Source organism: Variovorax sp. R-27, assembly GCF_049913215.1.
Taxonomy (GTDB): domain Bacteria; phylum Pseudomonadota; class Gammaproteobacteria; order Burkholderiales; family Burkholderiaceae_C; genus Variovorax.
Genome location: NZ_CP183984.1, coordinates 5070831 through 5084387 on the forward strand (window position 1 = coordinate 5070831; position 13557 = coordinate 5084387).

The following is a 13557-nucleotide window of genomic DNA, read 5'->3' on the forward strand; positions in this document are numbered from 1 at the left end:
GGCTGGCGTCGGCCACGGTCGACATTGGTATGACTGCGTTCGATGCCCGCTTCAGACTGCAAAGCAGACATCTGTAACGGTCGGGTGGACGGCAGCACAGGGCCCTGAACGGTCGGTCGCCTGACTCGAAAGCGGACACCCGTCGCCACTATTTGGGCCGCGACTTCTTTCGCTTTCCCGCACCCAGGAAACTGCATTCTGCTGTCTGAATGCGCTGCTGAGCCTCAGCCACCTCGCCGCTTCGATAGAGCTCATGAATCGCAGCGACTTCTGACAAACACTTCTCATACGCCTTAGCAGCGTCGGCGCTTTTCGTTCGTTGCATGACGCTCGTGATGCCCTCGACCAGCGAGTTCATCATCATGTCGAGCGTGATCGTGTAAGTAACACAGGAGTTCAGGAACACAAAGTCCGGTGCACCAACAAAGATGCTGGTGAACCGGTCACCTATCTCGCGAACGGTATGCGGAACTGGAACTGAGTAGGTGGTCATGGAAATGATCGCGTCGACACGACGGGTGACTGGTTCTGGCCGCAGGCCGTCATAGCCTAGAAAAACTGGATGACTATGCCTCCGAACGCAACCACCACAAAGAACAGCGCAACCCACACGAGATGACTTTTCAACACTGGCGATACAAACGTCGCGTCGGCTGCAAGCACTGCTCCTAGCAAAAACACCATCGATCCACCCCAGTAGGCCAGGCGCCAAGCCAGTCGCAAACGACCTGCTGGCGGGTCGAACTTCATCTTTTCCGTGTACAGGAAGACCGTCCCGACGCACATAAAGAGAAGCACGGCAGTTGAGGCGGTCATCGTTCGCTGATGGCTGTTGATCACTCGGTCGATTTTGCTCACGTTGCGGTTAGTACGCACGCGCTTCGGACGGCACTGTCGAAGATCGGCTTCTGGCCGACTGTAGCCGGTCGGCCCCCCCCGCCGCGACGCCGCGCCTTGCGGGCGGGGAACTAGCCAAGCTGACGAATCCGTCTGACCGCGCGCTCCCCCGCCCGAGCGACCTGCGGATGACGATGTGCTGCGCATAGCTCGGCAATCGGTAGGAGCGCCGGCGATGGACGCCTTTCGATTTCGGTCCCGACGGCCTCGCCTAGAAAGAAGTCTTCGTCTTGTGCGAGCCTCCGCAGCAAATCGATGTCCTCGAGATTTAGCGATGGAATCAGAGAGACCACCACGTCGTTCAGTTCTTGACCGTCGAGGAGGCTGCGAACGAACGCGCCCAGTGCACTCTGGTCTTTTGCGAGAGGCGAGTGGTCTGGATGCAAGTCCGTTACTTCAATGCCCCTCTCGTGCGCCTCGCGAACGGCCGCGAGAAAGGTCGACCCAGAGTCGAACACGAAGCGTGTATCTCCGTCGTGAGCGAGGAAGAGCACGCTCCCAATGAGGGGCGAACTGGTCGCGAGAATGTGGTGGTCGCTTGTGTCGGCGTCGTCCAGGACATACCCACCTAGCTGCTGAATGATGGGGTGATATGCAAAAAGACCGCTTTGCTCCAGAACCTGGAGTGGCGGAAGGAGATGCGAATCGCCTTTGCCGAAACGCGCAGATGCATCGAGATAGTTCTGAAGCACCGCGCGGCCCTCGTCCGATGCAGGCATTTCCGCCTTGACCGGTCCGATTGCGGGCTGCCGGGCATCACCCTTTAGGAACTTGTCGAAGAAACTCGCCATTGTTCAACGTCTCTTTGTGGTCGGCTCGGGGCGGCGGCACCTTGTTCTTGCTACAACTGAAATGCTAGCCGAATGTCGGCTCGTGGCCGTCCTGGGTCACAGCGGAACGTCACTCATAGAAGAAATGACAGTGACCCTTCCCGATTCGCACAGGCCGACCAAGTCGGGCGGAAGTTCTGCTGTGATTTCTGTTCGCGCCAGAACGTAGCTGCAATCCAACTCGTAGTAGCACATTCCGGGGATGCCGAGTAGCTCGAACACGAGCGAGGCTAGCCGACCACCAGAGACCGGTCGCTCGAAGCTGACCGAGTCGATCCCGTCGACTTCACCGCCGCCAACAAATCCGATTTCGCAAAGGTCGTCGTCGTCCGGCGTGAATTCCAGCCGACCGCCGGCATCACTGACGTCACCATACCTTTGCAGAATCGAAACGACCGAAGCAGAAGCAGCGGCGCTGGGCTCGCCGCGGGCAAACTTCTGCACAAATACTGAGTAGCTCATGTTGGTCGAATGTTGACGTGCATTCCGCCGGTGTACACAAATTGAGCCCCGTCGGCGAATGTCGGGTCTTGGCCGGACTCGGAAGTCTAGCCTTGAGCAGCGACAGTCCGCTTCCGCCCTGCAAAGCGGATGCTCGCATTGTCTGTAGACGATCAGCATGGAGCGCATGGCTGATACCGAGGCCTATCCACAAGCAGCCTCAACCAAACCGAATTCCCTCCATCACGAAGGCTTCAGCCGTCGTACCCCAAAGAACCCGTTCGCCAGGCGGGCCGCGAAACACGCAGCCCGCAGACCAGCCACTAACTGCCGGTCTCAAGCGCCCCGCGCCGCGCCTTCTCGCTCATCTGAAACAGCTCCCCCGCCTTGCGAGCCAGTTCAGCCGCAAGCCAAAGCAGGTTGTCCAATCGTCGAGGCCCATCCCCGCTGCACCAGTCGATGTCTTCCCCGTGGCAGACCCACAGGAGGGCTTCGAGTTGAGAGAGGGTGTTTTCGAGAAGATCCGCCGGGTGTTGGGCGTTGTCTTCGGAAGCTACCGGCGTGCGAGGCCGGGCTATAGTCTTGGTAGCCATTTTTGTGCGTTCCTTCCAAGGTAAGTGCACGAACTTGGTTAGACGGTCGGGGTGCTCGTAACACCTCGGCCGTCGCCTTTTGATACCTCGCATTTGCGTCGCTGCTTTCGCACCGACAACCTGCCGCGAGGCAAGCAGCCTTCGAACATTCAGGTGACTGGGGGTGTGTGGCGCCTTTCTTCTCCCCTTGGTGGGGTCTCGAGTGACAGGGGCATCCACTCTAGAGAAGAACCCGGCGAAATAGCCGTTCCATGCGGCACGAAGTCTCGGCGACCGCCAACAAATGCAGCTTCCGCAGCGGCTCTGAACGATCACGCCGATGGGGTGCCTTGCGCAGCGAAATAAAGGAGGAGGCCGCAGGCCGGGGGACATTCGCGGAGCAAGGTACCCCGTCGGCGTGAGCGTCGCCCCGAATGACCCCGAGCCCGAGCCCTACGGCATCCCGCGCGCCAACAGATGGTCGACCAACCGGCGCTGCGGAAAGCTCAACGCCTCCTGCCGCGTGCACAGATACATCCGTCGTGAAGCCCAAGCGTCGGTGAGGTTGATAAAGCGCAGCTTCATCTCCTTGCGATAAGTCACCGCAGCCCCCTCGGGCAGGATGCCCACGCCCATTCCCGCTTCGATCATCCGGCACACGGCCTCGAAGCTCTTCACCCGCACGCGCAGCTTCAACACCTTGCGCGCACTCATGGCGGCGTCTTCCATCGTGCGGGAGATGGCCGAGTCGTCTTCCAGCCCCACGAAATCGAAGTCGAGCAGTTCCTCGAACGACACCTCGCGCCCGCGCCACGGATGCTTCTGCCGCACGATGGCCACCAGCCGGTCGGTGCGGTAGGGAATGAAGTTGAGCGCCGGGTCGGCCGCCTCGCTGGTGATGACGCCCACGTCGGCCTGCCGGTCTCGAATGGCCTGCACGATGTAGACGCTGCGGTGCTCTTCCACGCTCACGCGGATCTCGGGGTAGCGCTGGCGGAAGCTCGCCACGTCGTCCGGCAAGAACTGGCCCATGGCCGAGGCATTGGCATGCAGCCGCACGCGGCCGGTGGCGCCCTGTGCGTAGTCGGACAGGTCGGCCCGCATGCGGTCTACGTCGCGCAGGATCTGGCGCGCATGCATGGCGAGCGACTCGCCGGCGCCGGTGGGCGTCACGCCCTTCGAGGTGCGGTTCAGCAGCGCAACGCCCAGGTGGCCTTCGAGAATGGACAGGCGGCGGCTCGCGGCCGACAGCACCATGTGGCTCTCTGCGGCGGCCTTCGACAGGCTGCCGTGCTCAATGGCGCGCAGGAAAAGCGCCAGCGAATCGAGGTCGGGTCTCATCGGGTTCTCGTCGTGCTGCGGGGGTCGCCATTGTCGGGCCAGCGGGAGGCTCCGAGCCTGCCGAAATCCTTTCGGTCGATCGCACCCGCAAAAGACAGATCTTCCGTAAAGCGCCGCGCTTTGCCAAAACGAAGAAGCACTTTCAGAAGACAAGGCGGAAGAATCATTGCTGCCTCGCCGTCTACCCCGGCAAGGCATCTCGCGAGCCGGCCCTCTACCGGGGCCACGCCCGCATTTCAACGAGTCCTACCCGGAGTCTTTTTCAGTCATGGCATCCCACGAACTGGCCAGCGTTGCGCTGGACGACAAATACACGGCCACCGAAGGCCGGATCTACCTCAGCGGCATCCAGGCGCTGGTGCGCCTCATGCTCGTGCAGAAATGGCGCGACCAGAAGGCGGGGCTGAACACCGCGGGCTTTGTTTCGGGCTACCGCGGCTCGCCGCTCGGCGGCCTGGACGAAGCGCTGTGGAAGGCGCAGCCGCAGCTCGAAGCCAACGCAGTCAAGTTCTTGCCCGGCGTGAACGAGGAGCTGGCCGCCACCGCCGTCTGGGGCACGCAGCAGGTGCACCTGACCGGCGAAAGCACGGTCGATGGCGTCTTTGCCATGTGGTACGGCAAGGCACCTGGCGTGGACCGATGCGGCGACGTGTTCAAGCACATGAGCCATGCGGGCACCTCACCCAACGGCGGCATCCTGCTGGTGGCGGGCGACGACCACGGCGCGTCTTCTTCCACACTGCCCAACCAGAGCGACCACCTGTTCGCCGCCTCGATGATCCCGATGCTCTATCCGCAGAGCGTGGAGGAATACATCGAGCTGGGCCTGCACGGCTTCGCGATGTCGCGCTTCGCAGGGCTGCCGGTGGGCTTCAAGGCGCTGGCCGACACGGTTGAATCTTCCGGCTCCATACCGGCCGGCGCGCTCGACGAGCACACGCGGCTGCCTTCGGACTTCGTGTTCCCGCCCGGCGGCGTGCACGCGCGCCTGTCGACCGACACGCTCGGCGTGCAGGCGCGCAAGCAGGAAGCGCTGATGCAGGACTACAAGATCTACGCCGCCATCGCCTATGCGCGCGCCAACCGGCTGAACCGCGTGACCATCGACTCACCCAAGGCGCGGCTGGGCATCGTGGCCTCGGGCAAGTCGTACCGCGATGTGCTCGAAGCGCTGGAAGAACTCGGCATCGATGCAGACGAGGCCGCGCGCATCGGCATTCGCCTCTTCAAGGTATCGATGCCGTGGCCGCTGGAGCCCGACTCGATCCGCGAGTTTGCCGACGGGCTCGAAGAAATCCTGGTGGTGGAAGAAAAGCGCCAGATCGTCGAGTACCAGCTCAAGGAGCATCTCTACAACTGGCGCGAAGACGTGCGCCCGCGCGTGATCGGCAAGTTCGACGAACAGGGCGAGTGGGTGCATCCGCGTGGCCGCTGGCTGCTGCCGGCAACGGCCGATTTCTCGGTGGCGCAGATAGCGCGCGTGATCGCAGGGCGAGTGGCGCGCTTTCACACCAGCGACCGCATCCGCATGCGGCTCGCCATTCTTGACGCGAAGGACGTGGTGCTGGGCAAGGCCGTGGCCACGCCCTCGCGGCCAGCCTGGTACTGCTCGGGCTGCCCGCACAACACCTCGACCAAGGTGCCCGAAGGCAGCCTCGCGCTCGCGGGCATCGGCTGCCACGTGATGGCAACGGCCATCTACCCCGAGCACAACAAGACGACGACGCACATGGGTGGCGAAGGTGCGCCATGGCTGGGGCAGGCGTGGTTCTCCAAGCGCAAGCACGTGTTCGCGAACCTGGGCGACGGCACGTACTACCACTCGGGCTCGCTCGCCATCCGCGCGGCGGTGGCTGCTGGCGTGAGCATCACCTACAAGATCCTCTACAACGACGCGGTCGCAATGACGGGCGGGCAGCCGGTCGACGGGCCCATCACTGTGCCGCGCATCGCGCACCAGATGGCAGCCGAGGGCGTGAAGCGCCTCGCGCTGGTGGCAGAAGACCCGACGCGCTGGGCCGATCGCAGCGTGCTGCCGCCGGAGCGTGACGGCTTCATGCTCACCGTGCACCACCGCGACGACATGGACGCGGTGCAGCGCGAGCTGCGCGAGTTCGAGGGCGTGTCGGTGCTCATCTACGACCAGGTGTGCGCAGCCGAGAAGCGCCGCCGCCGCAAGAAGGGCGAGTTTCCGCAGGCCGCGCGGCGCGTGTTCATCAACGACGCGGTGTGCGAAGGCTGCGGCGACTGCGGCGAGCAGTCGAACTGCACCGCGCTGCTGCCCAAGCAGACCGACCTGGGCCTGAAGCGCAGCGTGGACCAGAGCGCGTGCAATGCCGACGAGTCGTGCATCAAGGGTTTCTGCCCGAGCTTCGTGACGGTGGAAGGCGTGAAGCCGCGCAAGCAGGCGCTGGTGGCAGCAAAGGCTCCGTCGGAAGAAGCCGCCCTGCCCGATCCGGCACCGCTCGCGCTCGAAGGCATGCACAACATCCTGATCACCGGCATCGGCGGTACGGGCGTCATCACCATCGGCGCGCTGATCGGCATGGCGGCGCACCTCGAGGGCAAGGGCGTGAGCGTGCTCGACATGACGGGCATGTCGCAGAAGAACGGCTCGGTAACGTCACACGTGCGCATCGCGCGCGACGCGGCGCAGCTGAAGGCGCAGCGCATTCCCACCGGCGAGGCCGACCTGATCCTGGGCTGCGACATGCTCACGGCCGGTGCGCCCGATGCCATCGCGCGCATGCGGCCGGGGCGCACCTATGCGCTGGTCAACACCTTCGAGCAGCCGACGGGGCATTTCGCGCAGCAACCCGACTGGGAGTTTCCGGCCGCGCAGGTGCGCGCTCTGATCGAGGAATCGGTCGAAGGCCGCGCGGACTTCATCGATGCGACGCAGCTTGCAACACGGCTCATGGGCGATGCGATTGCGGCGAACCTGTTCCTGCTGGGCTTTGCGTTCCAGAAGGGCTTTGTGCCGCTGTCCGCCGAGGCATTGAACAAGGCCATCGAGATCAACGGCGTAGCCGTGAAGGCGAACCAGGCTGCGTTCCGCTGGGGCCGCAAGGCGGCGCTGGATCTTGCCGCAGTAACGCGTGAAGCCGCGCCTTCGAAGGTGGTGGCGCTGCAGCGGCCGCAGAGCTTCGAGGCGCTGGTGGCGGACCGCACCGCATTCCTCACGGCGTACCAGAACGCGGCGTATGCGCAGCGCTATGCCGAGCTGGTGGAACGCGTGCGCGTGGTCGAACAGCGCGAGCGCGGCAGCATGCAGCTGGCGAGGGCCGTGGCATCGGGCCTGTTCAAGCTCATGGCCTACAAGGACGAGTACGAGGTCGCGCGGCTCTACACCGACAAGCGCTTCATGGAAAAGCTGGAGGAGCAGTTCGAAGGCAAGCCGGTGCTGCGCTTTCACCTGGCGCCGCCAGTGCTCGGCCGCCGCGACGCCGAGGGCCGCGCGGTGAAGACGAGCTTCGGGCCGTGGATGATGAGCGCGTTCCGCCTGCTCGCGAAGTTGCGCGGCCTGCGCGGCACGGCGCTCGACCCGTTTGGCCGTACCGCCGAACGGCGCATGGAGCGGCAGCTGATCGAGGACTACCGCGCGATGGTCGAGGACGTGCTTGCGCGTTTCGATCGCATCGACTTCGACACCGCGCTGTCGCTGGCACGGTTGCCCGAGCAGATTCGCGGCTTCGGGCATGTGAAGGAAGAGAGTGTGGTGTCAGCGCGCGTGCGGTGGGGCGTGCTGGTGAAGCAGCTGGACGTGGTGCCTGCTTCCCGTGCACGAGCTCCAGCGCCTGTGCAGCCCGTGGCTGCCTGAGCCAAGCGTCAGCGGCATCCGGGGGCCTTCCAGCGATCAGGGCAAAATTCTGCTCGCCGCGCCGGTCGGCCCCTGCCTCCCATGCCGCCAATCACGCTCGCTCCTCCGCCACCCCCAACCCGCCCGCGCCGCCGCTACCGCGCGGCAGCCGCATGGGCGGCCGTACTCGCACTGGCGCTGCTGCTGATCGGCCTCGCAGCCCAATGGGCCGCGAGCCGCGAAGCTAACTTCCAGGCCGACTCGATCCGCCGCGCCATGGAAGTCCACGTGCTGGGCCTGCGCGATGCCGCCGGCAAGTACAGCTACCTCCCGTTCACGGCAAGCCTGCATCCGGACGTGCTGGCCGCGCTGGCCCATCCGCAAGACGCGGCGGTGAAGCAGCGCGCCAACCGCTACATCGAGGAAGTGAACCGCCAGGCGGGCTCTGATGCGCTCTACCTGATCGACCTGCAGGGCCTCACGCTGGCGGCCAGCAACTGGGCAACGCCGCAGACCTTCGTCGGCGAGTCGTATGCCAACCGGCCCTACTTCATCGACGCCCGCGCGGGACGCAACGGCTTGTTCTACGGTGTGGGCCAGACGACCGGCGAGCCGGGGCTCTTCATTTCGGCACCGGTGCGGCCGGACGGCGGCGCGGTGCTGGGCGTGGTGACGGTCAAGGTCAGCCTGCGCCAGTTGCAGGATGCCTGGACCTTCGCGCGCGACCCCATCTTGCTGACCGACGCGCGCGGCATCGTGTTCCTGAGTTCGGTGCAGTCATGGATGTACCAGGCCACGCGAGCCCTGGGCGCCGCCGAGATCGAAGGCATGCGGCGCGACCAGCAGTACGGCGCGCGCACGAACTTTCCGGCGCTGCCGTGGAAGGTCGATCGCGACGAAGGCGGGCCCGGCTACCTCGTGCGCACCGACCTCGGCGGCCAGCCGCGCCGCTTCCTGGCGGTGGACGAGCCGCTGCCCGATCTCGGCTGGACGCTGACGGTGATGGCCGACCATGCCGAAGTCACTCGCGCGCGCGAACGCGCCTGGATGCTGGGCCTGCTGTGTGCCAGCCTGCTGCTGCTGGGCGGCCTGTACTGGCAGCTGCGCGAACGCCGCTTCGCGGAGCAGCGCGATGCGCGGCGCGACCTGGAGCTGCGCGTGCGCGAGCGCACCCACGAACTCGACGAGGCCCACGCCTTCCGCAAGGCGATGGAAGATTCGCTGCTGGTGGGCATGCGCGCGCGCGACCTGGACGGCCGCATCATCTACGTCAACCTGGCCTTCTGCGAGATGACCGGCTACGGCGCCGACGAACTGCTCGGCCGGCTGCCGCCCTACCCCTACTGGCACCCTGACGACGTGACGCTGCACTGGCGCCACTACGACGCCATGATGAGCGGCGAGCCCGCGCACGCGGGCTTCGAGTCCCGCCTGCGGCACCGCGACGGGCACGAGGTGATCACCATGGTCTACACCGCCGCGCTGATCGACGCCGACGGCAAGCACAGCGGCTGGATGAGCTCGGTGGTGGACATCACCGAGCAGAAGCGCGCCGAACTGCGCCAGCGCCAGAACGACGAGCAGCTGCAGCACGCCCAGCGCCTGGCCAGCCTCGGCGAGATGGCCTCCACGCTGGCCCACGAGCTGAACCAGCCGCTGATGGCGCTGAGCAACTTCGCGAGCGCCGCCAAGGCTTTTGCAGAGCAGGGCAACCAGTCGCTGCTGGTCAGCAGCCTCGACGAGACCATGGCCCAGGCCCAGCGCAGCGCCGAGATCGTGCGGCGCATTCGCGGCTTCGTGCGCCAGCGCACCGCCGGCACCGAAGACTGCGCGGTGGCGGCGCTGGTCAGCAACGCGCTGGCGCTGCTGCAGGGCGAGATGCGCATGCGCCAGGCGCGCGCCGAGGTTCGCATACCGGCAGGGCTGCCCGAGGTGCGCGGCGACCGCGTACTGCTCGAACAGGTGCTGCTGAACCTGCTGTCCAACAGCCTGCATGCCATGCAGGCCACGCCGCCGGAACAACGGCTCGTGGAGATCGAGGCCGAGGTGCTCGAAGGGCGCATGCACATCCGCGTGGCCGACCGCGGGCCGGGCATCGACGCCGCGCTGGCCGAGCAGGTGTTCGCGCCCTTCTTCACCACCAAGACCGGCGGGCTGGGGCTGGGCCTGAACATCTGCCGCACCATCGTCGAGGCCCATCGCGGCCGGCTGTCCTTTGCCAACCGGGCCGGCGGTGGCACAGTTTTCACCCTCGAACTGGAAATCACACCCCCATGAACGCCATGAGCGCTCTTGCCAACAACCTGTGCGTGGTGGACGACGACGAGGCCGTGCGCCGCTCGCTGGGCCTGCTGCTGCTGTCGCGCGGCTATGCGGTGCAGACCTTTGCCTCGGGCGAGGCCTTTCTGGCCGGCGCCGATTTGCAGCGCGCGGGCTGCGTGATCCTGGACCTGCGCATGGACGGCGTGAGCGGCCTGCAGGTGTTCGATGCGCTGCGCGCACAAGACAGCCCGCTGGTGGTGATCTTCCTGTCCGGCCACGGCGACATACCGATGGCCGTCGAGGCCGTGCAGAACGGCGCCTTCGGCTGGTTGGAAAAACCGTGCAACGACGAACGCCTGCTGGACAGCATCGCCAAAGCATTGCAGCAGGCTGGCGAGATCGCCGCGCGCCGGCAGGCCCGCCAGGCCGCGCAGGCACTGTGGGACAAGCTGACGCCGCGCGAGATGCAGGTGGCCCGGCTGGTGGCCGAGGGCAAGCCCAACAAGCAGATCGCGCAGGAGCTCGCGCCGCTGGAGCAGCGCACCGTGGAAACCCACCGCGCGCATGTGTTCGCCAAGCTGGGGCTGGCGAACAGCCATCAGTTGGACCGATTCCTGCGGGAACACGCGCTGTAGCGACCCGACTGGAAGCAAGGGGGCCCAATGCGCGAGCCCATGGCAGGACCGGAAGTGGCTCGGCGAGCTTCTTGCTTGACCTCATCGCTGCAGCCAGTCGCGTTGCGCAGGAGGACTCCGATGCCGAACTTTTACTTGCCGCTCTCTGGCAATGTGCGCCAGGAAATCAATCCCTGGACTTGGTTTACCAAGATCGCCAATGGGCAGCTTGGGTTCATCAACATCAATATGGGCAAGTCGTCAGACCCTGCTCTGGAGCAGCAGATTCTGGATGACGTCGGAAGCTACGGACGGCAGATTGGACAACTCGGTGATGCGCTGGAGGCGGTTCTCGCGCACATGAAGACCGACACCTGGGAGCCCAAGGCCAAGGAAGCGGTCGATGCCTTCAGGTTCCAGCTCGCCGAGATTCGCCGGCTGAAGCAGAGCCGGGCTGACAACAAGACCTGACATTTCTCGACGGCATATCGAACTGACCTGGGGCGGGCTTTGCGACGTCTTCTGGTCCGGGGACCTCACCAAGGCCGTGCCGTTTCAGTGTCGCTGCATCGCAGCGCTGCTCTCGAGTTGATGGCAAATTTCGGCCAGGACCAGTCAGGCCTGCCAGCCAGTCGTCCATATTTTTGGGAAAGGCTTGAATGGCTTATGACTAATAGTTGGGGCAAGAGGCTACTGGAGCGGTGCTGCCGACCCACAGTCATCGCAAGGCTCACCATGAAGAATCCTGACGAGCGACGCTCGCAAATAACTATCGTGTAGCTGGCGTTCGCAGATCATTGCCGGTTAGCGAGTAGAGAGGAGAATGGCACAGGAGCGGAAATTGGTACATCCACACCATCACAAAAACATGAGCACTTGTAGAAGAGTTTTCATTGCTATTGCCATGTGCATGGTCAGCATTGGAAGCGCATGCGCAGCTTCAATAATGCCCGGGTCTCCCCTTGACGATGGCCATGGCAGCACCATCGTCTTTGAGACTGTCACGCCTGAACGCGTCAAGGATTTTGTGGAGCGCACCGTTGACAAGAAGGTCTCAATCACCGGGCGATTGGCGTTTCCTGAAGCGATGAACTCTGCCGTTCCGGCGGTGGTCATCCTGCACGGAAGCAGCGGTGTTAATCCAGGCGAGATGGTCTGGGCGCAACGCTTGAACTCGATGGGATTTGCCAGTTTCGTCGTCGATAGTTTTACGGGCCGAGGCGTCACCAATACCGAAGCTGACCAAACTCAGCTATCGATGACGGCAGGTGTGGCAGACGCCTACTTTGCTCTACGCCTATTGGCGGCCGATCCACGTATCGACAAAAGAAAAATCGGTGTGATGGGTTTCTCGCGCGGAGGGATTGCAGCGCTTTATTCTGCACAGGAGCCGTTTCGCCGCGCCCTGATCGAAGACGATCTGCACTTTGCCGCACATATAGCCTTCTATCCCGGCTGCGGCATACATTACACATCGGCGCATCTGGATGGCGCTCCGATACTGATGCTACTTGGCGGCAAGGACAACTACACGCCGGCAGCGCCGTGTGTGACGTACGCCAACGATTTACGCAAGCAAGGCGCACAGGTCACGCTGAAAACTTACCCCGATGCTTATCACGGATTTGACAGGCCGACACGACTCCATGTCGTCAAGTCAGCAACAAGCGCACGCGAATGCCATGGCGCCTATGATCTGGATACAAACAAATTCACGATGCGCAAAGATGAGAAAACGCTGTCGGGTACGGAGGCCACAGCAGAATCTAAGCGCTGTCTCAGCTATGGTGTGGTGCTTGGTGGCGATGCGCTGGGACGCGAGCAATCGCCGCTTGATGTTGGCGAATTTCTCAAATCTGTGTTCGATAGTGGCCAATGACATCCAGGGCCTGTGGCGTGTCAATGTTTCCGCAACCGGCCAGAACCGGACATTGAAAGCAAGCCAATGTACAAGGACTAGCCGCCTTTCGTCCGCCGAGATCCTCCAGCTTTGGACGCAGCATTCAACCCGAAAAAGTTTTGTAGGTGCGATGTGTTCTACGTTGAATCCGATGTGCTCCGCCTCCTTCATGAGGTTCCATATTTCCGTTTCATGAAGCCGCAAGCGGCACTTCGATTCTGGACAAGACTGCGAGATGATGGGCGGGAGTTGGCTTCGCTTCTCAGTCAATTTCCGTTGGTGAAGTATGAACCGCTCGATACGCTATATGCATGCGCAAAAGCGGCCAGCGCACTGGACGAAGAACTTGTCGCCGATCTGTCTACTCATTATTCGTGGCAGGGCGTCGTTGAAGCATCCTTTCTTGCTGCGCTCCGGCCTCACGCGGCCTACGCAAGCCATCTACGACGGGCTCGCGACAGCATGTCCCACAACGGATGGATCGTCGATTTGGCTCTGAGTGAGGTGCGCGGTTCAGCTTGTGACGGGCATTTGGAGCATCAGAAAGTCATTCGAGAACTGCGCGAAATCATCGATAGGCTCCCGGAGCAGCCTACTGCCTTGAGACGTGGACCAACGGCAGATGAGTTGCTTCAATTGCAAGCTTCCACCGTCGCAGTTGCCCATGCCTACAAAGAGGGCGGCGTGGCACAAGCAAAAGCCGTTCTAGATGCGTCGCCTTGGCGCGACTTTCTCTAGACGGCGTGCCACGTGAAATGACGCACTCTCCCAAGCACGGTCGCCGTGCGGGTTGCCGTCAGCGGCAAGCGGCTCGTTGTGCAATTGACGGCGCCCGGCCACGACCGGACGTTCGCAGCGCCTATGCTAGGCGGTCAAGAACAAGTCCCCTCCCCGGCCACTG

12 protein-coding genes are annotated in these 13557 nt (G+C 63.6%); 6 read left to right on the plus strand and 6 right to left on the minus strand.

Going from position 1 to position 13557, the window contains the following annotated elements; translation table 11 throughout:
- Positions 1 to 148 precede the first annotated feature (148 nt).
- The 6 genes from ACN9MV_RS23735 to ACN9MV_RS23760 all read right to left on the minus strand — a co-directional run bounded on the left by ACN9MV_RS23735 (position 149) and on the right by ACN9MV_RS23760 (position 4081).
- Positions 149 to 493 (minus strand): hypothetical protein, encoded by a 345-nt coding sequence (locus tag ACN9MV_RS23735; protein WP_426389762.1) that lies wholly within the window; start codon positions 491 to 493, stop codon positions 149 to 151.
- Between the two features lie 56 nt (positions 494 to 549).
- Complete coding sequence (locus ACN9MV_RS23740; RefSeq protein WP_426389764.1) at positions 550 to 858, minus strand: hypothetical protein; 309 nt, start codon at positions 856 to 858, stop codon at positions 550 to 552.
- A 110-nt stretch (positions 859 to 968) separates the two neighbouring features.
- Positions 969 to 1688 carry a hypothetical protein gene (locus ACN9MV_RS23745; protein WP_426389766.1) on the minus strand — a complete coding sequence of 240 codons (720 nt, stop codon included), beginning with the start codon at positions 1686 to 1688 and terminating at the stop codon, positions 969 to 971.
- Between the two features lie 96 nt (positions 1689 to 1784).
- A complete protein-coding gene (locus ACN9MV_RS23750; RefSeq protein ID WP_426389768.1) occupies positions 1785 to 2189 on the minus strand; it encodes a hypothetical protein in 405 nt (134 codons plus the stop codon).
- Positions 2190 to 2491: 302 nt separating this feature from the next.
- Complete coding sequence (locus tag ACN9MV_RS23755) at positions 2492 to 2761, minus strand: hypothetical protein (RefSeq protein ID WP_097198474.1); 270 nt, start codon at positions 2759 to 2761, stop codon at positions 2492 to 2494.
- Between the two features lie 432 nt (positions 2762 to 3193).
- A complete protein-coding gene (locus ACN9MV_RS23760) occupies positions 3194 to 4081 on the minus strand; it encodes a LysR family transcriptional regulator (protein ID WP_093058171.1) in 888 nt (295 codons plus the stop codon).
- A gap of 268 nt (positions 4082 to 4349) precedes the next feature.
- Between ACN9MV_RS23760 and ACN9MV_RS23765 the strand changes: the two genes are divergently transcribed.
- The 6 genes from ACN9MV_RS23765 (at position 4350) to ACN9MV_RS23790 (ending at position 13394) form a co-directional block, all read left to right on the plus strand.
- Entirely contained in the window at positions 4350 to 7901 is a 3552-nt protein-coding gene (locus ACN9MV_RS23765) for an indolepyruvate ferredoxin oxidoreductase family protein (protein WP_426389769.1), read from the plus strand.
- A gap of 81 nt (positions 7902 to 7982) precedes the next feature.
- Positions 7983 to 10157 (plus strand): ATP-binding protein, encoded by a 2175-nt coding sequence (locus ACN9MV_RS23770; protein WP_426389771.1) that lies wholly within the window; start codon positions 7983 to 7985, stop codon positions 10155 to 10157.
- A 5-nt stretch (positions 10158 to 10162) separates the two neighbouring features.
- Complete coding sequence (locus tag ACN9MV_RS23775; RefSeq protein ID WP_093080676.1) at positions 10163 to 10777, plus strand: response regulator transcription factor; 615 nt, start codon at positions 10163 to 10165, stop codon at positions 10775 to 10777.
- A gap of 120 nt (positions 10778 to 10897) precedes the next feature.
- On the plus strand, positions 10898 to 11227 hold the full coding sequence (locus ACN9MV_RS23780) for a hypothetical protein (RefSeq protein WP_093058168.1): 330 nt from the start codon (positions 10898 to 10900) through the stop codon (positions 11225 to 11227).
- A gap of 397 nt (positions 11228 to 11624) precedes the next feature.
- Positions 11625 to 12635: a dienelactone hydrolase family protein gene (locus tag ACN9MV_RS23785; RefSeq protein WP_426389773.1), complete on the plus strand. Its 1011-nt coding sequence runs from the start codon at positions 11625 to 11627 to the stop codon at positions 12633 to 12635.
- 111 nt (positions 12636 to 12746) lie between these two features.
- Complete coding sequence (locus tag ACN9MV_RS23790; RefSeq protein ID WP_426389775.1) at positions 12747 to 13394, plus strand: hypothetical protein; 648 nt, start codon at positions 12747 to 12749, stop codon at positions 13392 to 13394.
- Positions 13395 to 13557: the final 163 nt, after the last annotated feature.